The 20243-nt window shown below is 70.0% G+C and carries 26 protein-coding genes; 8 read left to right on the forward strand and 18 right to left on the reverse strand.

Features of this window, described 5'->3' with window-relative positions; genetic code table 11:
* Positions 1-16: 16 nt before the first annotated feature.
* Positions 17-1984, reverse strand: coding sequence for a heavy metal translocating P-type ATPase (locus QIT00_RS13295; RefSeq protein ID WP_282535433.1), 1968 nt, complete (start codon positions 1982-1984; stop codon positions 17-19).
* Positions 1985-2098: 114 nt separating this feature from the next.
* On the opposite strand from QIT00_RS13295, the gene QIT00_RS13300 reads away from it, so the two are divergent.
* On the forward strand, positions 2099-2452 hold the full coding sequence (locus QIT00_RS13300) for an ArsR/SmtB family transcription factor (protein WP_282535434.1): 354 nt from the start codon (positions 2099-2101) through the stop codon (positions 2450-2452).
* 222 nt (positions 2453-2674) lie between these two features.
* Positions 2675-3259: an AAA family ATPase gene (locus tag QIT00_RS13305; protein ID WP_282535435.1), complete on the forward strand. Its 585-nt coding sequence runs from the start codon at positions 2675-2677 to the stop codon at positions 3257-3259.
* Positions 3260-3322: 63 nt separating this feature from the next.
* Here QIT00_RS13305 and QIT00_RS13310 read toward each other — a convergent pair whose 3' ends face one another.
* From QIT00_RS13310 to QIT00_RS13320, 3 genes are read right to left on the reverse strand one after another with little or no spacing between them, the layout of a single operon-like run.
* Positions 3323-3871 (reverse strand): Uma2 family endonuclease, encoded by a 549-nt coding sequence (locus QIT00_RS13310; RefSeq protein WP_408909767.1) that lies wholly within the window; start codon positions 3869-3871, stop codon positions 3323-3325.
* A 52-nt stretch (positions 3872-3923) separates the two neighbouring features.
* Positions 3924-4703, reverse strand: coding sequence for a class I SAM-dependent methyltransferase (locus QIT00_RS13315; RefSeq protein ID WP_282535437.1), 780 nt, complete (start codon positions 4701-4703; stop codon positions 3924-3926).
* A 51-nt stretch (positions 4704-4754) separates the two neighbouring features.
* On the reverse strand, positions 4755-5063 hold the full coding sequence (locus QIT00_RS13320) for a hypothetical protein (protein ID WP_282535438.1): 309 nt from the start codon (positions 5061-5063) through the stop codon (positions 4755-4757).
* 125 nt (positions 5064-5188) lie between these two features.
* On the opposite strand from QIT00_RS13320, the gene QIT00_RS13325 reads away from it, so the two are divergent.
* Genes QIT00_RS13325 through QIT00_RS13335 form a run of 3 tightly spaced genes read left to right on the forward strand, consistent with a single transcriptional unit; the run spans position 5189 to position 6743 of the window.
* Positions 5189-5506 carry a WXG100 family type VII secretion target gene (locus tag QIT00_RS13325; protein ID WP_282535439.1) on the forward strand — a complete coding sequence of 106 codons (318 nt, stop codon included), beginning with the start codon at positions 5189-5191 and terminating at the stop codon, positions 5504-5506.
* A gap of 51 nt (positions 5507-5557) precedes the next feature.
* Positions 5558-6313 carry a WXG100 family type VII secretion target gene (locus QIT00_RS13330; RefSeq protein WP_282535440.1) on the forward strand — a complete coding sequence of 252 codons (756 nt, stop codon included), beginning with the start codon at positions 5558-5560 and terminating at the stop codon, positions 6311-6313.
* Between the two features lie 37 nt (positions 6314-6350).
* Entirely contained in the window at positions 6351-6743 is a 393-nt protein-coding gene (locus tag QIT00_RS13335; protein ID WP_282535441.1) for a hypothetical protein, read from the forward strand.
* A 70-nt stretch (positions 6744-6813) separates the two neighbouring features.
* On the opposite strand, the gene QIT00_RS13340 is transcribed toward QIT00_RS13335, so the two are convergent.
* Genes QIT00_RS13340 through QIT00_RS13350 form a run of 3 tightly spaced genes read right to left on the reverse strand, consistent with a single transcriptional unit; the run spans position 6814 to position 8013 of the window.
* The gene (locus tag QIT00_RS13340) at positions 6814-7155 is read right to left on the reverse strand and encodes a helix-turn-helix domain-containing protein (protein ID WP_282535442.1); all 342 of its coding nucleotides are present in this window, start codon (positions 7153-7155) and stop codon (positions 6814-6816) included.
* Positions 7152-7511 (reverse strand): type II toxin-antitoxin system RelE/ParE family toxin, encoded by a 360-nt coding sequence (locus QIT00_RS13345; protein ID WP_282535443.1) that lies wholly within the window; start codon positions 7509-7511, stop codon positions 7152-7154. The genes QIT00_RS13340 and QIT00_RS13345 overlap by 4 nt, the downstream gene beginning before the upstream one ends.
* A gap of 55 nt (positions 7512-7566) precedes the next feature.
* Positions 7567-8013 (reverse strand): ATP-binding protein, encoded by a 447-nt coding sequence (locus QIT00_RS13350; protein ID WP_282535444.1) that lies wholly within the window; start codon positions 8011-8013, stop codon positions 7567-7569.
* Positions 8014-8182: 169 nt separating this feature from the next.
* Here QIT00_RS13350 and QIT00_RS13355 point away from each other — a divergent pair, with 169 nt between their 5' ends.
* The gene (locus tag QIT00_RS13355; protein ID WP_282535445.1) at positions 8183-9034 is read left to right on the forward strand and encodes a helix-turn-helix domain-containing protein; all 852 of its coding nucleotides are present in this window, start codon (positions 8183-8185) and stop codon (positions 9032-9034) included.
* Between the two features lie 11 nt (positions 9035-9045).
* Positions 9046-9429, forward strand: a complete 384-nt coding sequence (locus tag QIT00_RS13360) for a DUF397 domain-containing protein (protein WP_282535446.1) — start codon at positions 9046-9048, stop codon at positions 9427-9429.
* On the opposite strand, the gene QIT00_RS13365 is transcribed toward QIT00_RS13360, so the two are convergent.
* The 11 genes from QIT00_RS13365 to QIT00_RS13415 form a co-directional block, all read right to left on the reverse strand.
* Complete coding sequence (locus QIT00_RS13365; protein WP_282535447.1) at positions 9426-10037, reverse strand: OmpA family protein; 612 nt, start codon at positions 10035-10037, stop codon at positions 9426-9428. The two genes, QIT00_RS13360 and QIT00_RS13365, sit on opposite strands and share 4 nt — an antisense overlap.
* A gap of 6 nt (positions 10038-10043) precedes the next feature.
* The gene (locus tag QIT00_RS13370; RefSeq protein WP_282535448.1) at positions 10044-10622 is read right to left on the reverse strand and encodes a hypothetical protein; all 579 of its coding nucleotides are present in this window, start codon (positions 10620-10622) and stop codon (positions 10044-10046) included.
* Positions 10623-10641: 19 nt separating this feature from the next.
* A complete protein-coding gene (locus QIT00_RS13375) occupies positions 10642-11244 on the reverse strand; it encodes a pilus assembly protein TadG-related protein (protein ID WP_282535516.1) in 603 nt (200 codons plus the stop codon).
* On the reverse strand, positions 11241-11441 hold the full coding sequence (locus QIT00_RS13380; RefSeq protein ID WP_282535449.1) for a hypothetical protein: 201 nt from the start codon (positions 11439-11441) through the stop codon (positions 11241-11243). The genes QIT00_RS13375 and QIT00_RS13380 overlap by 4 nt, the downstream gene beginning before the upstream one ends.
* A 247-nt stretch (positions 11442-11688) precedes the next feature.
* Positions 11689-12579 carry a DUF5936 domain-containing protein gene (locus QIT00_RS13385; protein WP_282535450.1) on the reverse strand — a complete coding sequence of 297 codons (891 nt, stop codon included), beginning with the start codon at positions 12577-12579 and terminating at the stop codon, positions 11689-11691.
* Between the two features lie 13 nt (positions 12580-12592).
* The gene (locus QIT00_RS13390; RefSeq protein ID WP_282535451.1) at positions 12593-13528 is read right to left on the reverse strand and encodes a type II secretion system F family protein; all 936 of its coding nucleotides are present in this window, start codon (positions 13526-13528) and stop codon (positions 12593-12595) included.
* Complete coding sequence (locus QIT00_RS13395; RefSeq protein WP_282535452.1) at positions 13525-14868, reverse strand: CpaF family protein; 1344 nt, start codon at positions 14866-14868, stop codon at positions 13525-13527. The genes QIT00_RS13390 and QIT00_RS13395 overlap by 4 nt, the downstream gene beginning before the upstream one ends.
* Positions 14869-14923: 55 nt before the next feature.
* A complete protein-coding gene (locus tag QIT00_RS13400) occupies positions 14924-15292 on the reverse strand; it encodes a TadE/TadG family type IV pilus assembly protein (RefSeq protein WP_282535453.1) in 369 nt (122 codons plus the stop codon).
* A complete protein-coding gene (locus tag QIT00_RS13405) occupies positions 15289-17022 on the reverse strand; it encodes an AAA family ATPase (RefSeq protein ID WP_282535454.1) in 1734 nt (577 codons plus the stop codon). Before QIT00_RS13405 ends, QIT00_RS13400 begins: the two co-directional genes overlap by 4 nt.
* Positions 17023-17030: 8 nt before the next feature.
* Positions 17031-17744: a Flp pilus assembly protein CpaB gene (cpaB, locus tag QIT00_RS13410; RefSeq protein ID WP_282535455.1), complete on the reverse strand. Its 714-nt coding sequence runs from the start codon at positions 17742-17744 to the stop codon at positions 17031-17033.
* A gap of 196 nt (positions 17745-17940) precedes the next feature.
* Positions 17941-18888 (reverse strand): hypothetical protein, encoded by a 948-nt coding sequence (locus QIT00_RS13415; protein ID WP_282535456.1) that lies wholly within the window; start codon positions 18886-18888, stop codon positions 17941-17943.
* A 224-nt stretch (positions 18889-19112) separates the two neighbouring features.
* Between QIT00_RS13415 and QIT00_RS13420 the strand changes: the two genes are divergently transcribed.
* Positions 19113-20147: a chitinase gene (locus tag QIT00_RS13420; RefSeq protein ID WP_282535457.1), complete on the forward strand. Its 1035-nt coding sequence runs from the start codon at positions 19113-19115 to the stop codon at positions 20145-20147.
* Positions 20148-20243 lie beyond the last annotated feature (96 nt).

Raw genomic sequence — 20243 nt, forward strand, 5'->3', positions numbered from 1 at the left:
ACGACAACGAGCCGGTCTACCAGGCCTTTTCGCGCAGCAGCCGCAGCCCGTTCAGCGCGACGAGCACCGTCGAGCCCTCGTGGCCCGCCACCCCCAGGGGCAGCGGCAGATGGCCGACCAGGTCCCAGACGGTGAGGATCGCGATGCACACCCCGGCGATCACCAGGTTCTGGGTGACCAGGCGGCGGGCGCGGCGGGACAGGCGCACCGCCCTTGGCACGGCGGCGAGTTCATCGCGTACGACCACGGCGTCCGCCGTTTCCAGGGCGAGGTCGGAGCCCGCGCGGCCCATGGCGACGCCGGTGTGGGCGGCGGCGAGGGCGGGGGCGTCGTTGACCCCGTCGCCGACGACGAGCACCCTCCTGCCCGCCTCGGTCAACTCCCGTACGGCTGCGGCCTTTTCGTGCGGCAGCAGGCCCGCGCGGACGTCCGCGATGCCGACCGCCGACGCCATGCCCGCCGCGGCCGCAGGGCCGTCGCCGGTGAGCAGGACCGGGGGCGTGCCGGTGAGCTCGGCCAGGTCGGCCACGGCCGCGGCGGCGTCGGGACGCGGCCGGTCGGCGAGGGCGAGGCGGCCGACCGGGGCGCCGTCGACCAGGACGAGGACGGTGGTGTTGCCGTCGTCGGGTTGCGCGCGGGCCGGGAGCAGTCGGGCGGGGGCGCCCACCTCGACCCTGCGGCCCGCGACGGTGGCGGTCACGCCGCGGCCCGGCGTCGAGGTGAAGTCGTACGCCTCCGGGAGCCGCAGGTCGCGCTCACGGGCGGCGTCGGTGACGGCGCGGGCGATGGGGTGTTCGCTGCGGTGCTCGACGGCCGCGGCGAGGGTGAGCAACTCCCGCTCGCCGAAGCCGGGTTCGGGGCTTTCGGGGCTTTCGGGGCTGACGGCGATGACGCGCGGGGTGCCTTCGGTGAGGGTGCCGGTCTTGTCGTACGCGACCGTGTCGATCTCGCCGAGGCGCTCCATCGCGACGGCGGACTTGACGAGGACGCCGTGCCGGCCCGCGTTGGCGATCGCGGAGAGCAGCGGCGGCATCGTGGCCAGGACCACCGCGCACGGCGAGGCCACGATCATGAAGGTCATCGCGCGCAGGAGCGCGCCGGTGAGGTCGGCGCCGAAGGCGAGGGGCACCCCGAAGACGGCGAGCGTGGCGACGACGACGGCCACGGCGTACCGCTGCTCCACCTTCTCGATGAACAGCTGCGTCGGCGCCTTCGTACGGGACGCCTCCGCGACGAGCGTGACGATCCGGGCGAGCACGGTGTCGGACGGGTCGCGCCGCACCCGCACCCGCAGGGCGCCGGCCGGGCCGTTGACCGTACCGGCGAACACCTCGTCCCCCGGCCCCTTCGGCACGGGCAGCGGCTCCCCGGTGATGGTGGCCTGGTCGACCTCGCCCGTACCGTCGACGACCTCGCCGTCCGCGCCGATCCGCTCGCCGGGGCGGACCAGGATCTCGTCGCCGACGCGGAGGCGGCTCGTGGGCACGGTCTCCTCCGTCTCGTCCATCTCCTCCGTCTCCTCCGTCTCTCCGGTGACACGGGTGGCGGTCTCGGGTGCGAGATCGAGGAGTCCGCGCACGGAGTCCTCGGTACGGGCGGTGGCCAGGGCCTCCAGGGCGCCGGACGTGGCGAAGATGACGATGAGCAGGGCGCCGTCCATGACCTGCCCGATCGCGGCGGCGCCGAGGGCCGCGACGATCATCAGGAGGTCCACGTCGAGGGTGCGCTGGCGCAGCGCGCGCAGCCCTTCGAGCGCGGGCTCCCAGCCGCCCGCGGCATAGGCGACGGCGTACAGCGGCGCCCACCACCAGGCGCCCAGACCCGCGAGGTGCGGCGGAAGGGCCAGCAGGAACGCGACCAGGGCGGCCCCGGCCCAGCGCACCTCGGGCAGGGCGAGCAGGCGGGTGCGGCGGGTGGGGGTGACCGGGTGGGCGGCGGATACGGCCGGTACGTCGACCGTCGATTCCCGTACGGACGCGGGCATGGCGAAGGAGCCCCTCAGCTTGGCGGCGAGCAGGATGCTCCCACCATACCCGCATACATGAACAGCTCTTCATTCATTCCAGGGTGCTGGACTGCCGCTCGCTACGATGTGCGTATGGGCCACGGAGTCGACAAGGAGCGCACCGGCACGCGCGCACGTCTGGACACCGTCGGCGCGGCCGATGTCGCCGCGACCCTCCAGGCCCTGGCCACCCCTTCCCGGCTGCGGATCCTGGCGCGGCTGCAGGAAGGTCCATGCGCGGTGAGCGAGTTGGCCGAGGCGGCGGACCTGGAGCAGTCGGCGTGCTCGCACCAGTTGCGGCTGCTGCGCAACCTGGGCCTGGTCACGGGCGAACGCCGCGGCCGCTCGATCGTGTACGCGCTGTACGACCACCACGTCGCGGAACTGCTTGAACAGGCCCTGTTCCATGTCGAACACCTCCGACTGGGGTTGCGGGACGCGACGTAGTCCGGGCCGCGCGATCCTTCCCCTCCCCGCCCCTTCCCGAAAGCCCTGCGGACAGCCACGGGGGCCAGCCCCCGGACCCCCGCTCCTCAAACGCCGGAGGGGCTGAGTTTTTAGGGGCGCGGGGAACTGCGCGACCAGCCACGACGGCGGGACAGCCGAATGACAGCGCTGCAGGCTTTCGGGAAGGGGCGGGTAGGGGACCATCAACCGGAGGTCACACACATGCACGCACACCCCACCACCCACAACCGCCTCATCATCCTCACGGGCGGCCCCGGCTCCGGGAAGACGACGCTGATCGACGCCCTGGAGCGGTCCGGCCTGTCCCGCACCGAAGAGGCCGGGCGGGCCGTGATCCGTGAGCAACTGGCCATCGGCGGAACGGCGTTGCCCTGGGCCGACCAGGAGGCGTTCGCCACGCTGATGCTGGAGCGGGAGCTGCGCTCGTACCGCGAAGGCCGGGCCGCGCCCGGCGACGGACCCGTGCTCTGCGACCGCGGGCTCCCCGACCTCGTCGGCTACCTCCGCCTCGAAGGCCTCCCCCTGCCCGAGCCCGTGCACACGGCCGCCCGCGAACTCCGCTACCACCCCGACGTGTTCATCGCCCCGCCCTGGCCCGAGATCTACGGCCGCGACACCGAGCGCAAGCAGTCGTACGAGGAGGCGGTGCGGACGTACGAGGTGATGGCGGAGGTGTATCCGGAGTACGGGTACGAGCTGGTGCCGCTGCCGCTCGGGACCGTGGACGAGCGTGTGGGGTTCGTGCGGGCTCGCCTTCGAGAGCGCTCCGGCGTCTCGCGTCCGTAGCGGTTCGGGACCGACGAGCGGACGGAACTCCGGCGAGGCTCCGCGCGCCGCAACCTCCCCGCCTCAGGGCGTCAGGCTCTCCAGGTCGATGTCCATCACGAAAGGCACCGTCGTCTTGAGCCTGCCTCGGTGGATGCCCGTCGGGACGTAGGAGTGCGTGACCCGGTCGAGCTCGTAGACGTGCACGGCCGACTCGCCGTCCTCGTCCTCCACGCGCCAGAAGTGCGGGATCCCGGCCTGGGCGTACTTGAACGGCTTGATGTTGCGGTCTCGGTCGACGGACTCCTCCGAAACGACCTCCACCACGAGTGCGACCTCCTCCGGGAGGTAGCTCGTCCGGTCCGGTTCGTAGGGCACGGTGGCGACCAGGACGTCGGGCTCCGGTCGGCTCTTCTTGTCCAGGCGGACGGTCATTTCCAGCGCCGCATCGAAGCCCTCGGGGGCGGCCTGGCGCAGGGCGAAGCTCAGGCTGGTGACGAGGCGCGAGTGCCAGGACCGCTGCGGGACCAACCTGAAGATCAGCGCTCCATCGATGAGTTCGGTGTGACGGGGCGCCTGGGGGAGGTGGTCGAGGTCATCGGCCTCCCATCCGCTTCGGCGGGGCGGATACATCCAGTCGGGCAGCTCGGCGGTCACGGTCTCCTCCTCCGTCCTACTGTGCGGTTCACTTCCGCTTGCGGGCCTCGATCAGGAAGCGCGTGCTGTGGGCCCGGAAGTGGCCGTCGTGCTCGATCCGGTCGTGCAGGGCGCGGAGTTGCGGGCGGTACGCGTCGACCGTGAAGCCCGGGACCATCCAGATCACCTTGCGCAGGAAGTGCACGACGGCCCCGATGTCGTAGAAGTCCATCCGCAGCCGCTCCAGGCGCAGATCGACGATCTCCAGGCCCGCCGCCTCGGCCTCGGCCCGCTCCAGGTCGGGGTGGCGGGCTCCGCGCACGTCGTCCGGCTGGCGGCCGAGGAAGTACTCGACGAGCTCGAAGCAGCTGGCCGGGCCGACGTGCTGGGCGAAGTACGTGCCGCCGGGCGCGAGCACGCGGGCGATCTCCGTGAAGTACGCCTTCACCGGGTGCCGGCTCACCACCAGGTCGAACGCCCCGTCCGCGAACGGCAGCGGCGGCTCCTCCGGGTCGGCCACGACGACGGTGCCCAGCGGGTGCAGGAGCGCGGTGGCCTTGGCCACGTTCGGCGGCCAGGCCTCGGTCGCGACGCACAGCGGGGGGCGGCCCGGCACTCCGGCGAGCACCTCTCCCCCGCCGGTCTGGATGTCGAGCGCGGCCCGCGCACCCGCCATCCGCTCGCCCATCAGCCGCTGATACCCCCACGACGGCCGCTGCTCGGTGGCCCGTCCCTCGAACCAGGAGAAGTCCCACCCTTCGGTGGGGGCGGCCTCGGCTTCGGCCACGAGGGATTCGAAGGTGCGCGGTTCCGGTGGTGCAGGTGACATGGGGCGATCGTGCCACCCGGAGCCCGCCGCACGCGCGGGAATTGCGGGCGGTCAGGCCGTGAGGCCCTGCAGGATCCCCGTGAGCGCGCCGCCGCCCAGGACGCAGACGAACGCCAGGGCCATCAGCTTCCGGCTGCGCGTACGGTGCGCCCGTACCGCCGCGAGGATCGCGAGACCGCCGACGGCCACCGGCGCCAGTCCGGCGAGCCGCGCCCCGGTCGAACCGCCCGGCGAAAAGAGCATCGCAATTCCGGCAAACGCCAGCAATCCCCCGATGCCGCCCGCAAGCATCGCCATTCGATTCCAAATGCGATCCCAAACTTGTGCCCGCGAGTTGTCGCCCATATCGTTCATCAACATGCTCGGCAGGCTACGTGATTTCACGTGATCACCAAAGGCCGGGGAATTGCATTCAAGATCAAGAATGCACGCGGCAATCACGCGCGGGGCACTAATCACTTGCAAGAAGGGCGAGCGGGGGCGACGTGACGGATTTCAAGGTCGAGCCGGACGACATCGGCAGCTACTCGGCCCAGATCGGCCGTGCCGCGGACGACATGCAGGCCGCGAAGAAGTACGTCGACTCCCACACCGAGGTCGGCTGGTACGACAACGGCCTGATCAGCAACCTCGCCAACTCCCACGACAGCCTGGTCACCCAGCTGGGCGAGGCGCTCACCAAGACCGAGTCGATCCTGCGCGCCTGCCGGACCGAACTCACCGCGGTCTCCCGGTACTACGACGAGACCGACCGGGGAAACGCGGCCGACCTCGACGCCAAGTATCCAGAAAGCAAGCGGTAGTTCGAGGCGCCGCCCCGCACTGCACCATCATTTCCCAGGAGTTCGACTCGCATGTCCGGATTCAGCGACGTCTCAGAACCTTCGAGCCATCTGACCGCCCCGAACGAGAACCCCGAAGAGTTCTCCCAAGGCGTTCTGGTCGATATCTTCAATGATCTCGGCGACCTGATGAGCCCCACGTGGTACGTCACCGAGGCCATCAACCTCGTCTTCGGATTCAACCCGCTCGAAGAGGTCATCGACTGGTACAGCGGCGACTGGGAGACCTTCCTCAGGTGCGGCGAGGTGTGGACGAACGTCGGCAAGGCCTGCGACGCGGTCAGCGCCAACGTGAAGTCCGGCAACACCGCGCTCGACGGCACCTGGAACGGCAACGCCGCCGACGCCGCGTACGTCTACTTCGAGGAGCTCGCGAAGAAGCTCGCCGAGCAGAAGGCCACCCTGGACCAGCTCCAGGACGCCTACCAGCACATGGCGCACTCCGCGTACCTCAGCGCGGAGGGTGTGAAGGGCATCCTGTCCGGGATCATCGACGGGCTGCTTATCGTCGGCCTGGAGATCGCGGCCGGTACGGCCCTGTCCTGGACGGGCGTCGGCGCCGTCGTCGGCTACGGCCTCGCCGCCCTGGAGATCGCCAACATCCTGCGCCAGTGGAGCACCGCCACCGAGGCCATCACACAGGCCCAGCAGCTCGCCCAGCTCACCGCGAGCGCGGTCGAGAACCTCGCCAACGACCTCGGCAACTCCTTCAAGAACTTCCCCGCGCCCGGTTCGGCGTACGACCACCCGAACAAGGCGATCGCTTGAACTCGCCCACGAGCGCGACCAGTTGGAGCTGAACACCATGGCCGAAGACCGCCAGGACCGCCAGGACCGCCAGATCGGCGACGCCGACCTCACCTCGATGACCGGCGGCGACGAGGCCCGCGCCCGCGCCCTGCGCAAGACGCTGCAACGCCTCGCCGACAGCGACAAGGCCGGCCCCGCCCTCCAGGAGATGGCCCGCGAGGTCCTCTCCGGCCGGGTCGGACTGCGCGAGGCGATGCGCGTGGGCGCGTACGCCGACGCGCTCGGCGAGAAGCTCGCCGAGGGCCGCCGCGCGTACGAGGCGATCCCCCGCGAGGAACGCGAACGCCAGATGGAAGCGGCCCGCGACTACCTCGCCAAGCAGCGCGCGGAGATCGACCGCGAACGCTCGGAGGCGGCGCTGCGGCGGGGGCAGAAGCACAACCGCTGACGGCCGTCGCAGCCGTGCCGGGGTGCCGGGGCCCGCTCGGCGCCCGAACGGCGGCCGTGGCGCCTCGCCCTCAGCCGAGGACCAGCGACTCGTCCCCGAAGTCGGCGACGATCTTGAGGCGTCCGCCGAGGGCGGCCACGTAGGCGGCGAGGGTCTCGACCTCGGTCCGAGTGACCGCCCCCTTCTCGATCTGCGAGACCCGCCCCTGGGTAACACCGAGCACCTCGGCCAGGGCGGCCTGGGTCATGTGCTGCCGCTTGCGGACTTCGGCCAGCCGGTGAGCGCGCACCTCGGCGAGCATGTCCGCCGCCTGCTTCTCGACGCTCACCTGCTCGTCCGGAGTGAAGCCGAGCTCGCCCCTGAGTTCGCTCCAGTCCGCCGATTCAGCCTTCTTCGGCTTGAGAGTGCTCACGATTCCTCCTCCAGATACGCCTGATAGGCAGCTTCGGCTTCCTTGATGGCCGTCCGGTACCAGCCGCTCCAATTCCCGGATTTGTCACCTCCGACGAGTACCACGGCGTTGCGTGCGGGATCGAAGGCGAAGAGCAGGCGCACCTCCGTGCTGCCCTTGGAGCCCGGACGTAACTCCTTCAGATTGGGGAGGTTCGATCCAGCAACCCGATCGACCAGCGGACGCCCCAGGGCCGGACCCTCGACCTGGAGCACGTCGAGCGCGGCGGCGATCTGGACGAGAGTCTCGCGGTCGCTCTTGCGGAGTTCATGGATCCAAGCGAGGGCTGGCTCCACGACGATGATCCTGAAGCTCATGCAGTCTCCACTCTCGAATATTACCTCTACACAATATCAGGCTGCCCTAATATTTCTACCGCGTCGCCCACGTCGACCTCCCGCACTCGGCCCACAGCAGCTTCCCCGCCCCGCCGCCCATGCCGTCCCCGAGTTCGTACGCGCCCCACCGCTCGGCACATGCCCCGACGAGGAAGAGGCCCCTGCCGGTCTCGTCCGTGTCGGGGACGGCGAGCGGTACGCGCTGGTCGCGGAAGGGGGCGGGGATCTCGGGGTTGGTGTCCCATACGCTGACCCGCAGCCGGCCGGGGGCCATCTCGCGCAGGCGGAGGGTGTACGTGCCGAGGGAGTGCAGGTAGGCGTTGGTGACCAGCTCACTGGTCAACAGCTCGGCGCTGTCGGCTAGTTCGGCCAGGCCGTGGGAGTCGAGGACGGCACGGAGGGTCGTACGGGCTACGCCTGGGGCGCGGGGATCCCGTGGGAGTTGGAGGGTGTAGGCCCAGGGTGGGGTTACGTTGGTCATCGGAAGTCTCCGATCACGTAGGGGAGTTGAGTGAGTCTGCTCGGTGGCTTTGCCGTGGCGTCCACGGTGCACTTCCAGAGAGCTCCAACGTAGCGGGTCGGGATATATTCTTCACCCGAGTGGGAGAAATCTCTAAGGCAATCACCCGTGTGAGTTACAAGGAGAGGCCATGCCATTGCGGAGCAACCCCACGGGGCGCCACCTCCGATTCGGCACCGAGCTACGCAAGTTGCGGGAACGCGCCGGATTGACATCTACTGCAGCGGCTCAGCTCCTCGGCATCAAGCAAGCCCAGGTCAGCAACATGGAGACTGGGCGCCTGGGCGTCAGCGCCGACCGCGTACGCCGGTTGGCCTGCCACTACGACTGCCAAGACAGCGAACTCATCGAGGCGCTGGCGAACATGACGGGTGACCGCAAGCGTGGGTGGTGGGAGGAGTACCGCGAGATCCTGCCCTCATCACTCTTGGATCTGGCCGAGGTTGAGCATCACGCGCAGCGGCTGCGCACAGGCATCACCGTCCACATTCCCGGACTTCTCCAGATCACGGACCACGCCCGCGAGATCTTCCGCCTGGACGTACCCGCGCTGCCGCCGCCTGAGATCGAGCATCGCATCTCGTTCCGAGTGAAGCGGCAGGCGGTACTCTTCCGGGACCCGCCAACCCCATACCAGGCGATCATCCACGAGGCCGCTCTGCGCATGCAGTTCGGCGGCCCGAAGGTTGCCCGCGCGCAACTCCAGCACATCCTCGAAATGAGCGAGCACCCGCACATCACGGTCCAGGTGATTTCCTTCGCCACGGGTACATTCCCGGGCGCGGGCCAGTCGATCTACTACTCGCACGGACCCGTTCCGCAGCTCGACACCGTGCACCTCGACCAGTTCCACGGCCCCGCCTTCGTCGACGCAGAGGCCCAGCTCGGCAAGTACCGCGTACTCCTCGACCGCATGGAAACCTCGGCCCTCAAGCCCGACGAGTCACGAGACTTCATCCACCAGATCGCCCGAGACCTGTGAAGGGATTCGAAATGCCCAAGCCCACCTGGCAGAGGTCGTCGTACTGCGCCTCTGGCGACTCTTGCGTCCACGTGGCCCATGGTCCACAGAAGTCTTCGTATTGCGGCGAGGGCGACTCATGCATACACGTAGATGCAACACCCGACAGAACCGTGCTGCTGACCGAAAGCAGCGACCCCACGGGCGCCATCCTCACCACCACCCCCGAAGCCTTCGCCGCGCTCCTCACCCACCTCAAGGGCGTCGGCGAAAGCCCCGGCATCGGCATCGCTCACGGCCCCGCCGACGAGATACGGCTGCACACTCCGGACACCGTCGTCACGACCACCCGGGAAAAGTGGCACACCTTCACCCTCGGCGTACGGGCCGGTGAATTCGACCACTTCGCCGCCTAACTGCCGTCCCCGCGCGGGAACGACACCTCGACCCGGCGGTTCTTCTTGCGGCCCTCTTCCGAGGAGTTGGACGCGATCGGGTAGTCCTCGCTGTAGCCGCGCACCTCGAAGGTGATCTCCGGGCCCAGGTCCTTGGCGAGCTGGTCGTGCACGGCGTCCGCGCGCTCCTTGGAGAGCTTCTTGCCGTGCGCGTACGAACCCAGGTCATCCGTGAAGCCGAAGACGCGGACCTTGGTCGAGTCCTGCCCCTTGATCTCCTCGGCGATCGCCCGGATCCGCGCGTCCGCCTCGGGGTTGAGCTTCGCGCTGTCCTTCGGGAACAGCACCTCCGCCTGCAGCGCGAACTTCACCTCGGAGTTCGTGTCCTCGCGGCGCTCGGTGCCGCCCATGTCCTCGACGACGGACTTGATGTCCAGCACCTTGGCCGGCGCGAGCTCCGCCCCATCGGCGAGCTTCAGCCCCGGCGCGGCGGGGTCCACCTCCGGCGGCGGCTCACTGGTCACGGAGCCCGGCGGGACGCTGGGGTCTTCGTCGGCGTACGCGGGGCTGGTCAGGGCTACGACGGCCAGCGCGGCCAGGGTCGCGAGGGTGCGGCGGTGGGAGGGCATGGGCGGTCACTCGCCCTCGGTGATCTGGATGTCGGCGGGGGGCATGTCCCCCACCTGGAAGGCGACGTTGGCCGACGTGTCCGGCGGTGCCGGGAACTGGGCGTAGAAGGTCTTCTCCTCGCCGGCCTTGAAGCCTCCCTGGAACTGCGTGCACAGACAACGACCCTCTGTGTCGCGGAGGATGAGGTACCGCTTCTTGCCGGTCTTGTCGACAATGGCGGCGCCTGCCATGGAGGCCGCGTTGCCGACGAGTTCCTTCTCTTCTCCGCGCCAGCCCGTGGGCACCCAGGTGCCGCCGCTGCCGTTCTTGACCGTGCCGTTCACGGTAAGGAATCCGCCCTCGTCGCGGACCGCCGAGTTGACGACGAGGGTGATGCCGTCCTCTCCGGTGACCTCGGCAAGCACCGCGTCTTCTGCGGGCTCTTGAGGCCTGTCGTCCCCGCCCTCGTCCTTCCCCTTGGAGGACGTCGTGGACTCGGAGGTCGTCTGCTTCCTGCCGCCGTCCTCGTCTCCGCCGCATCCGGCCACCGTGAGGACCAGGCCGGTCGCCAGCATCGCCGCGGTCAGAGCCCTTCGGGCCTTCATTGAGACTCCTTCGTAGACATCAGTCGGCCAAGTGGACAGCGAACAGGTCCTTGGCTTTCGGAAGATCGACATCCCCGGGGTCCTTGGGATCAATCTCCCAGGAACCACTGCCTTCGCAGGTGAACTTCACGTCCTTCGCCGGGTCGATATCCACCTCGACGTTGCACCGGGGTTCGATCACCGCTGTGGCCTGGGCCTTGGCCCGGGTGTTCTCGGTACCGGGGACAAGGGATTCCCCGACGGCGTAGTTGGTTTCCACGCGGGCTTCGAAGGACGGCTTCCCGTCGACTTCACCGGTGGCGAGGCCGGTGAGGGAAGCGTCGTTGGCGGCGGCCAGATCGACCGCCGCATCGTGTCCGTCGCCCAGGAAGCCGTTCCCGTCGAGCCACTCTTCCCAGTTTCCCGATTCGAGGTCGTCGAGGAAGCCGTCCGTCAGTTCGTCGCGCACGTCCTGGGCTGCCGCCAGAGCTGCGGCGTCTGCGGCGGACTGGGCTCCATTGCGCGCCACCGCCCCTTTCGCGAGCACGAAGAAGAGGAACGCGACGAAGAGCAACACCCCGACGAGCCAGATGTAGAGCGGGATGGTCGAGCCACGGTCGTCGCCGCTACGGGCGAGTGTCAGCCACCGGTGATTTCGTTGACCGCGTCCTGAATCGCCGTCGAGATCGTCTCGTCCAACCCCAACCCCATAACCGCAGTAACAACCGCCGCGATCAGAATCAACAGCCCCGCATACTCGACGAACCCCGCCCCCGCGTCGGATGTCCTGCCGCGCATCCGCGCGATGACCGCGCTCTTCCAAGTGCGGATCCTCGACATGGCTTTCCCCTCCGGCCCCTCGGGCCCACTTCGCCCGTACAGGAGAAACGTACGCCGAAAACCGGCGATTTCCAGAGGGGCCCTTGGGCCAACTCCGGATACGGGTGTGTGCCGTTGGCTTCATCGCGGCCCCCTCCCCCGGATCCGCCTCGCAGAGACGACGCTCGGCAAGACTGTCGCACAACACGTTGCAACCGCGAAGTGCGTCCACCGAGTTGATGCCAATTCGAGACAGCGCGGGCATCGCTCAGCCTCCCAGGATCGTGCCGAAGTCGGTGTCCGAGCCGAGGAACATTCCGCAGACGATCAGGATCAGCGTCGCGGGGACCATGAAGATCAGGGTGACCAACGTGGTCTTGGGTACGGTTTTGGCCGCGCGGCGGCGGGCGTTCTGGGCGTCGGTGCGGCGCATGTCGGCCGCGATCTGGATCAGCGTCTCGGCGATCGGGGCGCCCAGTTCCTCGCCCTGCTGGAGGGCCGTGACGAACTGGCTGACCTGTTCGCTGGTGTTGCGTCTGCGCAGTTCCTCGAAGGCCTGGCGGCGGGAGACGCCCATGTCCATCTGGCGGAGGGTGATGGAGAGTTCGTCCGCCCAGGGGCCCTCGTAGCGCTCCGCGACGCGTTCCAGGGCCTGGCGGAAGCCGAGACCGGCCGAGACGACGACGGCGAGTACGTCGAGAAAGTCCGGAAGTATGCGTTCGATCTGGTCCTTGCGGTCGCGGACCGCCTGCCAGATCAGCGCGTCCGCCGCGAACAGGCCGAAGGCGAGCGCGCAGAAGCCGAGGAGCGGCACCCCGTTCACGAAGAGCGAGAACGCGCAGACCGCGCCGAAGATCCCGTAGACGGCGCGGCGGGCCGCGTACCGGTCGACCGTCAGGCCGCTCGGGTTGCCCGCCTGGTCGATCTTGCGGCGCTTGCTGTCGACCCGCTTGGGGCCCATGAGGCGGAGCACGGCGGGCGCGAACCGCATGCCCAGGCGGTCCACCGCCGAGTCCGCGACCGAGACCCGGGACGAGCCGACCTCCAGGGCGAGCGCCAGGTCGTCGGGGAGTTTCGTCTCCGAGCGGTACATGCGTACGCCGACGAAGGCGCCCAGGACGGAGAGGGCGAACAGGCCGGCCAACAGAAGTGCCCACACGTCTACTCAGCCCTCACACTTCGATCTTGCCGAGGCGGCGGATGACGACGAACCCGGCCGCGTACAGGCCGAGGGCGAGGAGGATGAGGATCTGGCCCAGCGGCGATCCGGTGACCTTGGCGAGGGCGCCGTCGTTCATCGCGTTCAGCATCAGCATGGCGCCGATGCCGAGGCACGGGATGGTGAACGCGGTGGCGTTGACCTCGGAGAGCATCGTGCGGACCTCGCGCCGGGTCTCCTTGCGCTCCTCCAGGGTCTGGGTGAGGTTGCGCAGGCTGTCGACGATGGTGCCGCCCGCCTTGTTGGAGAGGATCAGGGTGGTTACGAGGACGCTGAGTTCGCGGGAGGGGAGCCGCTCCGCGAGTTCGCCGAGCGCGTCGTCGATGGAGCGGCCCACCGACAGCTGGTTGGAGACGACCGTCAGCTCCTCGCCCGCCGGGGCCTCCAGCTCCTCCGCGGCCATGGCGAGCGAGGTGCGCAGGGCGAGACCCGCCGAGGTGCCGTTGGCGAGCAGCCGGGCCAGGTCGGGAAGCTGGTTGATGAAGGCCTCGATGCGCTTCTGGTGCTGCCAGTTGAGGAACGCGTTGGCCCCTGCCACGGCCGCCGCCGCGGCGATCGGGCCGAAGAACGGGGCGAGGAGCGCGCCCGCGATCAGCCAGAGCGCGATCGCTCCGGCCAAGAGGTAGACGAAGAACTCGCCGGGCGTGACGTCGAGTCCGGTGGCCGCCAGCTTCCGCTGGATGCGGCGGCCGACCCGGGTGCCGCGCAGCCGCCGGTCGACGGTGGTGAAGCGCCGCTGCCGGCCGAGCGGCAGCGGCCCGTCGTCGGTGAGCCGCTCGACGAGCGCCTGCCGCTGCGCCTTTCCGGAGGCGTACGCGTGGACGCCCGCGACGGCGAGCGCTCCGCACAGCAGGGTGGCGCCGAGGGCGAGGAGCGTGAGGCTGCTCATATGCCGCTTCCCTCCGCGGAGTTGAGTACGTCGACGCCGTCGATCACCCCGTACGAGGGCGGGATCGGCTCGGCCGCGAGGTAGAGGCGGTCGGCGACGCGGCGGGGCAGGGGCAGGTGCTCGAAGGCGCCGCGGACGATCCGGTCGGAGCCGATCGGGGCCGGGGAGAAGCGGGCCACCGGAACGGTCCTGAAGGGCTCGCGGCCGTGCGAGACGAGCAGCGAGATCTCGGTGATCTTGCGGGAGCCGTCGGCGAAGCGGGTCAGCTGGGCGACCACGTCGACTGCCGAGTTGATCTGGTCGCGCAGCGCCTCGAACGGCACGTCCACGTTGGACATGGAGCCGAGGGTCTGAAGCCGCATCAGGGCGTCCGCGGCGGAGTTGGCGTGCACGGTGGCCAGGGAGCCGTCGTGTCCGGTGGACATGGCCTGGAGCATGTCGAGGGTCTCGCCGCCGCGGACCTCGCCGACGATGATCCGGTCGGGCCGCATGCGCAGGCTGTTGCGGACCAGGTCGCGGATGGTGATCTGGCCCTTGCCCTCGACGTTCGGCGGGCGGGATTCGAGGCCGATGACGTGCGCCTGCTGGAGCCGGAGTTCCGCCGAGTCCTCGATGGTGATGATGCGTTCGTGATCGGGGATCAGCGCCGAGAGGGCGTTGAGGAGCGTGGTCTTGCCGGTGCCGGTGCCGCCCGCGACGATCACGTTGAAGCGGGCCCGTACGAAACTGCTGAGCAGCATCAGCATCTGCTGGTCGAGGGTGCCGAGGTCGATCAGCTCGCTGAGCTTGTACGCGCGCGGGAAGCGGCGGATCGTCAGGGTGGGGCCGGTCAGGCTGAGCGGCGGGATGATCACGTTGACGCGCTCGCCGGAGGGCAGGCGGGCGTCGACCATCGGCGTGGACTCGTCCACGCGGCGGTTCACGGTGGAGACGATCCGCTCGATGGTCTGCATCAGCTGCTCCTGCGAGGCGAAGCGGAGCGGGAGTTGCTCGACCCGGCCGGAGCGCTCGACGAAGATCGCGTCGGGCCCGTTGACCATGATCTCGGTGATGGAGGCGTCCTCCAGGAGCGGTTCGAGCACGCCGAGCCCGAGCGCCTCGTCGACGACGCGGCGGATCAGCTGGGAGCGCTGCACGGTCGACAGGACCGGGCCCTCGCGGCTGATGATGTGGCCGAGTACGCGCTCCAGGCGGGCGCGGCGCTCGGCGGCGGCGAGGCCGGACATCTCGGCGAGGTCGATCTCCTCCAGGAGCTTCGACCGGTACGCGGCGACGATGTGGTCGTCCTCGTGGCCGGGCCCGACCTCCTCGGGCGGGGCCATACGGGACCTCAGGCTCATCGCGTACTCACTCCTCTCGCTCCTCGCTCCTCGCTCACTGCGCTTCAGTCCTCGCTCAGTCCTCGTCGGCGGGCATGGTCACGGTGCGGGTCGCGGTCCAGCCCACGTCGACGAACGGGATCAGGGTGGGGATGTCGACGGTCACCTCGGCGCGGACGAGCTCGGCTCCGCCGACGGCTACCTGCGGCTCGTACCAGGCGCTCATCGCGGCGTCCGCGGCGCTCTGCCCGGCGCCCGGCTTCAGGGACTCGGCGCGCGCGGCGGCGCGCGCGCCGGATCCGGCCTGCTGGAACGAGTAGCCGACCAGGCCGAGTTGGATCACGGCGAGGCCGACGAGCAGCAGGGTGGGCAGGAAGCCGGTGAACTCCAGGAGCACCGAGCCGCGGTCGTCGTACCGCTCGCCCCGACGGGTAGACGCGCTCATTCCGCCCCCGCCTCCCCGCCCTCCTGCGCCGCCCCGGCGTCCCCGCTCACCTGCCACCCGGCGTCGAAGCCGGGGAAGAACAGCGGGACGTCGACCTCGACATGGGCCTGGTAGACGCCGCCCGTCGAGCCGCAGGACGGGGCGAAGCCGCCCTCCCAGGCGCTCGGCAGGTGGGCCCGGGCGGCCTCGGCGCAGGCGCTCGCCGGGTCGTCCCCGCGTACGGCCGCGACGGCTCCGGCGCGGGCGCCCTCGTCCGCGGCGTTCCCGGCGAGGGACCAGGTGTAGCCGAAGAGGACGCACTGCCAGAGGATCGCGATCACGGCGAGGATCAGCGGGGCGAGGCCCGCGAACTCCAGGGTGGCGGCGCCCTTGTCGTCGAAGGACCGGCTGTTGTCGAAGGACCGGCTGTCGTCGAAGGACCGGCTGTCGTCGAAGGACCGGCTGTCGTCGAAGGACCGGCTGTCGTCGGCGGCCCGGCGGCGGAAGGGGCCGAGGGCGCCGCGGTCGCCCTGGAAACGGGTGAGGGCCTTACGGCCGGTGGCAGGCGGGGTCTCGGCGGGCCCGGCGAGCAGGCCGAGTTCGGCGGCGAGGCCCCACAGGGCCTGGCGTACGGTGCTGCGGCCGTCGAGGTCCTGCATCCGGCCCGCGTCGACGGCGGCCTGGAGTTCCTTGTACTGGGACGGGATGACGGTCCGGGCGACGCGGGTGCCGGTGATGCGCTCGACCAGGGGCGCCTGGATCTCGGTGAGGCGCGCGTTCCGATTGACCACGGTGAGGGTCTCCTCGGCCTTGCGGATCTGCAGCCGTTCCCACATCCGCACCATGCGCTTCGCGGCCCGTACGGCGACGACGTCGGGGGTGACGACGAGCAGGGCGCGGTCGGCCATCTCGACGGCGGCGGCGTTGGCGCCGTTCATCTGGGTGCCGCAGTCGACGATCACGACCTCGTATCTGCCGCGCAGGGCTCCGATCACCTGCCGGGCGACCCGGTCGGTGACCTCCTCGCCGCGTTCGCCCTCGGCGGGCGCGAGCAGCAGGCCGAGGCCGGTGGGGTGGCTGAACACGGCGTCCTGGAGCACGCGGGTGCCGATCTCCCCGATCCCGGCGAGGTCGACCACGGACCGCCGGAACTGCACATCCAGGTACGAGGCGACGTCACCGGACTGCAGGTCCAGGTCGAGCAGGGCGACGCTGCGGCCCGACGCGCGGGCGGCGAGGGCGAGTTGGACGGCGGTGAGGGTGGCGCCGACGCCGCCCTTCGCGCCGGTGACCGTGACGACGGTGCCGCCCGGGCCGCCGCTCGCCTCCTGCCCCCCGGCGAGGTGCCGCCGTACGCCGTGCGACCAGGACGCGGCGCTCTGCACGCGGGCCGCCAACTCCTCGTACCCGAGGGGCAGTCCGACCAGGCCGCGGGCGCCGGAGTCCATGGCGGCGGAGAACAGACCCGCGCTGGCGTCGCTGGTGATGAGGACGACGCCCACGGCCGGGAAGCGGAGGGCGACTTCCCGGATGAGGTCGAGGGCGGGTACGGGGCCGATGCGCTCGTGGACCAGAACGACCTCCGGCAGCTCGTCGAGCGACTCGGCGGCGAGCTGCGCGAGGGTGTCGAGCAGCGCGGTCGAGTCGGTGACGGGCAGCGCGGGCTCCGCGTCGGGGAGCTGGCCGATCAGGGACGTCAGGGAGCGCGCGGCGTCCGCGTCGCCGATGGCCGGGAGGATTCTGGTGGTCACGGGTGCCCTCACTTGTCCTCGTCGAGGGTGTAGCTCCGGTCGTCGGCCGACACGGGGGTCTCGGCTCCGCCGCCGACCAGGGCGAGACGTACGTGGGTGGCGAACGACTCGGCGTAGGCGACGCGTTGGGCGTCGGCGGTGTTCAGGGCGAAGGTGATCGGCACGGCCTCGGTCTCGGCGCGGCTGCGGGACCGGTCGTCCTCGCGCGGCTCCAGGGCGGTGAGCTTTCCGACGTCGACGACCTTGGCGTTCTCGACGATCACCTTCGACTGGTCCTTCTGGCCCTGCTGTTCGCCCTGGAACGTGGCGAAGATGTTGACGGTCGAGCCGGGGGTGATCTTCCCGGCGACGCCGGTGGCCGCGTCGATCATGATGGCGATCTCCTGCTCGCCCTCCCCGACGGCGGGCCGGTCCACGATCATGTCGCTCTGCAGCAGCGAGCCCTCGCGGAGCTGGGTGACGGCGATCTTCCCGCGGATGTCGTCGAGGTCGGTGACGGCGTTCTCGGACAGCCACCGCTCGGGCATCTCGATCTTCTCGAACTGGCCCGCGCTGAGCGGCTTGTAGGGCGCTATGTCGCTCTTCAGCCGGTACGCGGAGACCTCGGGGCCCACCTTGGAGTTCACGTCGCGGATCACCGTGAACACCCCGGCGAAGGCGCCGAGGGCGCACAGGACCGACAGGAGCAGGAGTATGACGCCGCGGCGCTGGCGAGAGTTCATGGGGCGAACTACCTCGATCGAGAACGGGTACGGACGGGGCGGGCGGGGGCGGGGCGGACAAGGGCTGGATGGGTGAGGGCGAGTCGGCGGCAGGCAGGGCGGTACCGGACGGGACCATGCCGGGCGGGACCGTGCCGGACGGGACCGTGCCGGACGGGTCCGTGCCGGGCGGCGCGGCTTCGGCGTACGAGTTCGGTCAAGGGCCTATGGCCCTTCTCGTCCGGCCCGGGGCGAGCACCCGCGTGTCCCCGGCGGCCAGTTCACGGCCTTCGGCCGCCGAGTGCGTACGACCGCGCTGCTCGCGGGGCAGCAGCGGGGCGGTGCAGAAGCCGCAGCGGTCGCCGATGAGGTCGAGCCCGCACCAGTGGCAGTCCTCGCGCTTCACGGACGACACCAGCTGGTAGAGCAACGTGATGTCGGGGATGGCGGCGGCGAACTCGACGAGCTTGCCGGTCGCCCACCAGCGCCCCGACTCGGCGGGCAGCGGCGCCTCGGCCACGCCCTGCACCTTCCAGGCGGGCGCGAGCCGGGCGGTGACCCAGTCGGAGTTCAACTGGCCACGGGCGATGAGGAGCTGCGTACCGAATCCGGGGCCCTGGAGCAGGGACGGCCCCTGGGCGGCGGCGTTGCCTCCGCTGACCTTGACCAGCTGGGGCGCGGGGGTGGCGAGCACCGCGAACTGGGAGCCGGGGACCCAGGACTTGGCGTGCGAGGTGAGGCTGACGGGGACCCGGTCGAGCTTGGCGACGGAGCCGAGGAGGGCGCCCGCGTAGATGTAGTGCGACAGGAGCCGGGCGGCGGAGGCGAGCACGCCGGGGCTGAAGTCGCAGAGCGCGAGCTGGCGCAGTTGCAGGGCGAGCGTGGCGAGGCCGAGCGGCGGCAGGTCGAGGCGGAGCAGCGCGATCCGGTCGGACTCCAGGAGGGCGCGCGCGGAGTACAGCCGGTGCACGGTGCGGTCGGGGAGCGACGCCGGGTACAGGACGATCACGTACCCGTGCAGGTCGAGCAGGGTCTGCAGCTCGGCGAGCGTGTGCTCAACGGTGTGCTCGCGCCCGGGTGGTTGGAGCACGGCGGCGGGCGGTGTCTGCCGGTCGGGCGGCGGCAGCACGAGGTCCGCACTGGTGACGGCTATCGCGGTCGGCACTTCCCCACACCCCCACACCCCGTTCACTTCGGCAGATGCGGCCATCGTCCGCGTCTGCACCATATCCAGCAAGCAGCGCCTTCAACACTGGATCGCCCGTCGATCGTTCTGCAGAGGCCTTGACAAGACCATTGGCCTAGACCAGTTTGTACGGTCAACAGCACCCGCGGTGGCCACCGTTCGTGCCTGCACCACTCCTGCATTTCCCCCACTAGGAGGCAGCAGTGCACCGTATATCCCGAAAGAACCGCCGCGTGGGCGTCGCCGTCGCGGCCGCGGTCTGCGCGCTCGCGTTCGCCGGTACGGCCACGGCCACGCAGGCCGGTGCGGGCGGTGTCGACGAGGCCGGGTTCCAGGTCTCCGTCGGCGCCGAGGCCGTCCCGAAGCACGCGGTGACCGGCTACTGGCAGAACTTCAATAACGGCGCCACCGTGCAGAAACTCGCCGACGTCCAGGACGAGTACGACATCATCGCCGTCGCCTTCGCGGACGCCACCGGCACCCCGGGACAGGTGAAGTTCAACCTCGACTCGGCCGGGCTCGGCGGGTACACGGTGGACGCCTTCAAGGCCGACATCAAGGCGAAGCAGGCCGCGGGCAAGTCCGTGATCCTTTCCGTCGGCGGCGAGAAGGGCACGGTCGCGGTCAACGACGCGGCGTCGGCGACGGCGTTCGCGGACTCGGTCTACGCGCAGATGCAGGAGTACGGCTTCGACGGGGTCGACATCGACCTGGAGAACGGGCTCAACTCCACGTACATGTCGCAGGCCCTGAAGTCGCTCGCGCAGAAGGCGCCGGGGCTCGTCATCACGATGGCGCCGCAGACGATCGACATGCAGTCGCCGCAGAACGAGTACTTCAAGACGGCACTGAACATCAAGGACATTCTGACCGTCGTCAACATGCAGTACTACAACAGCGGTTCGATGCTGGGCTGCGACGGCAAGGTCTACTCGCAGGGCACGGTCGACTTCCTGACCGGCCTCGCCTGCATCCAGCTGGAGAACGGCCTCGACCCGTCCCAGGTCGGCATCGGCACCCCGGCCTCGACCCGGGCGGCGGGCGGCGGGTATGTCGAACCCTCCGTGGTGAACGCCGCCCTCGACTGCCTCGCCAAGGGCACGAACTGCGGTTCGTTCAAGCCGTCGAAGACCTATCCGGGGATCCGGGGTGCGATGACGTGGTCGACCAACTGGGATGCGGCGGCGGGTAGTTCGTGGTCCGGCACGGTCGGACCGCACGTTCACGGCTTGCCGTAGGCGCTTTCTTCCCCACCCCGCCCCTTCCCGCTGTGTCGATATGCGGCTGGCGCCGCGTGGCCTCGCCGGACAGGCCTCCTCAATCGCCGGAGGGGC

The sequence above is a fragment of the Streptomyces luteolus genome (assembly GCF_029968015.1).
Lineage (GTDB): Bacteria > Actinomycetota > Actinomycetes > Streptomycetales > Streptomycetaceae > Streptomyces > Streptomyces luteolus.

Coding starts and splice junctions, on each gene's coding strand:
- QIT00_RS13355 (WP_282535445.1), top strand. CDS start 8,183: ATGCCATTGCGGAGCAACCCCACGGGGCGCCACCTCCGATTCGGCACC.
- QIT00_RS13310 (WP_408909767.1), bottom strand. CDS start 3,871: ATGTATCCGCCCCGCCGAAGCGGATGGGAGGCCGATGACCTCGACCAC.
- QIT00_RS13380 (WP_282535449.1), bottom strand. CDS start 11,441: ATGTCGAGGATCCGCACTTGGAAGAGCGCGGTCATCGCGCGGATGCGC.
- QIT00_RS13360 (WP_282535446.1), top strand. CDS start 9,046: ATGCCCAAGCCCACCTGGCAGAGGTCGTCGTACTGCGCCTCTGGCGAC.
- QIT00_RS13335 (WP_282535441.1), top strand. CDS start 6,351: ATGGCCGAAGACCGCCAGGACCGCCAGGACCGCCAGATCGGCGACGCC.
- QIT00_RS13395 (WP_282535452.1), bottom strand. CDS start 14,868: ATGAGCCTGAGGTCCCGTATGGCCCCGCCCGAGGAGGTCGGGCCCGGC.
- QIT00_RS13400 (WP_282535453.1), bottom strand. CDS start 15,292: ATGAGCGCGTCTACCCGTCGGGGCGAGCGGTACGACGACCGCGGCTCG.
- QIT00_RS13305 (WP_282535435.1), top strand. CDS start 2,675: ATGCACGCACACCCCACCACCCACAACCGCCTCATCATCCTCACGGGC.
- QIT00_RS13350 (WP_282535444.1), bottom strand. CDS start 8,013: ATGACCAACGTAACCCCACCCTGGGCCTACACCCTCCAACTCCCACGG.
- QIT00_RS13315 (WP_282535437.1), bottom strand. CDS start 4,703: ATGTCACCTGCACCACCGGAACCGCGCACCTTCGAATCCCTCGTGGCC.
- QIT00_RS13330 (WP_282535440.1), top strand. CDS start 5,558: ATGTCCGGATTCAGCGACGTCTCAGAACCTTCGAGCCATCTGACCGCC.
- cpaB (WP_282535455.1), bottom strand. CDS start 17,744: ATGAACTCTCGCCAGCGCCGCGGCGTCATACTCCTGCTCCTGTCGGTC.
- QIT00_RS13300 (WP_282535434.1), top strand. CDS start 2,099: ATGGGCCACGGAGTCGACAAGGAGCGCACCGGCACGCGCGCACGTCTG.
- QIT00_RS13295 (WP_282535433.1), bottom strand. CDS start 1,984: ATGCCCGCGTCCGTACGGGAATCGACGGTCGACGTACCGGCCGTATCC.
- QIT00_RS13365 (WP_282535447.1), bottom strand. CDS start 10,037: ATGCCCTCCCACCGCCGCACCCTCGCGACCCTGGCCGCGCTGGCCGTC.
- QIT00_RS13370 (WP_282535448.1), bottom strand. CDS start 10,622: ATGAAGGCCCGAAGGGCTCTGACCGCGGCGATGCTGGCGACCGGCCTG.
- QIT00_RS13320 (WP_282535438.1), bottom strand. CDS start 5,063: ATGTTGATGAACGATATGGGCGACAACTCGCGGGCACAAGTTTGGGAT.
- QIT00_RS13345 (WP_282535443.1), bottom strand. CDS start 7,511: ATGAGCTTCAGGATCATCGTCGTGGAGCCAGCCCTCGCTTGGATCCAT.
- QIT00_RS13390 (WP_282535451.1), bottom strand. CDS start 13,528: ATGAGCAGCCTCACGCTCCTCGCCCTCGGCGCCACCCTGCTGTGCGGA.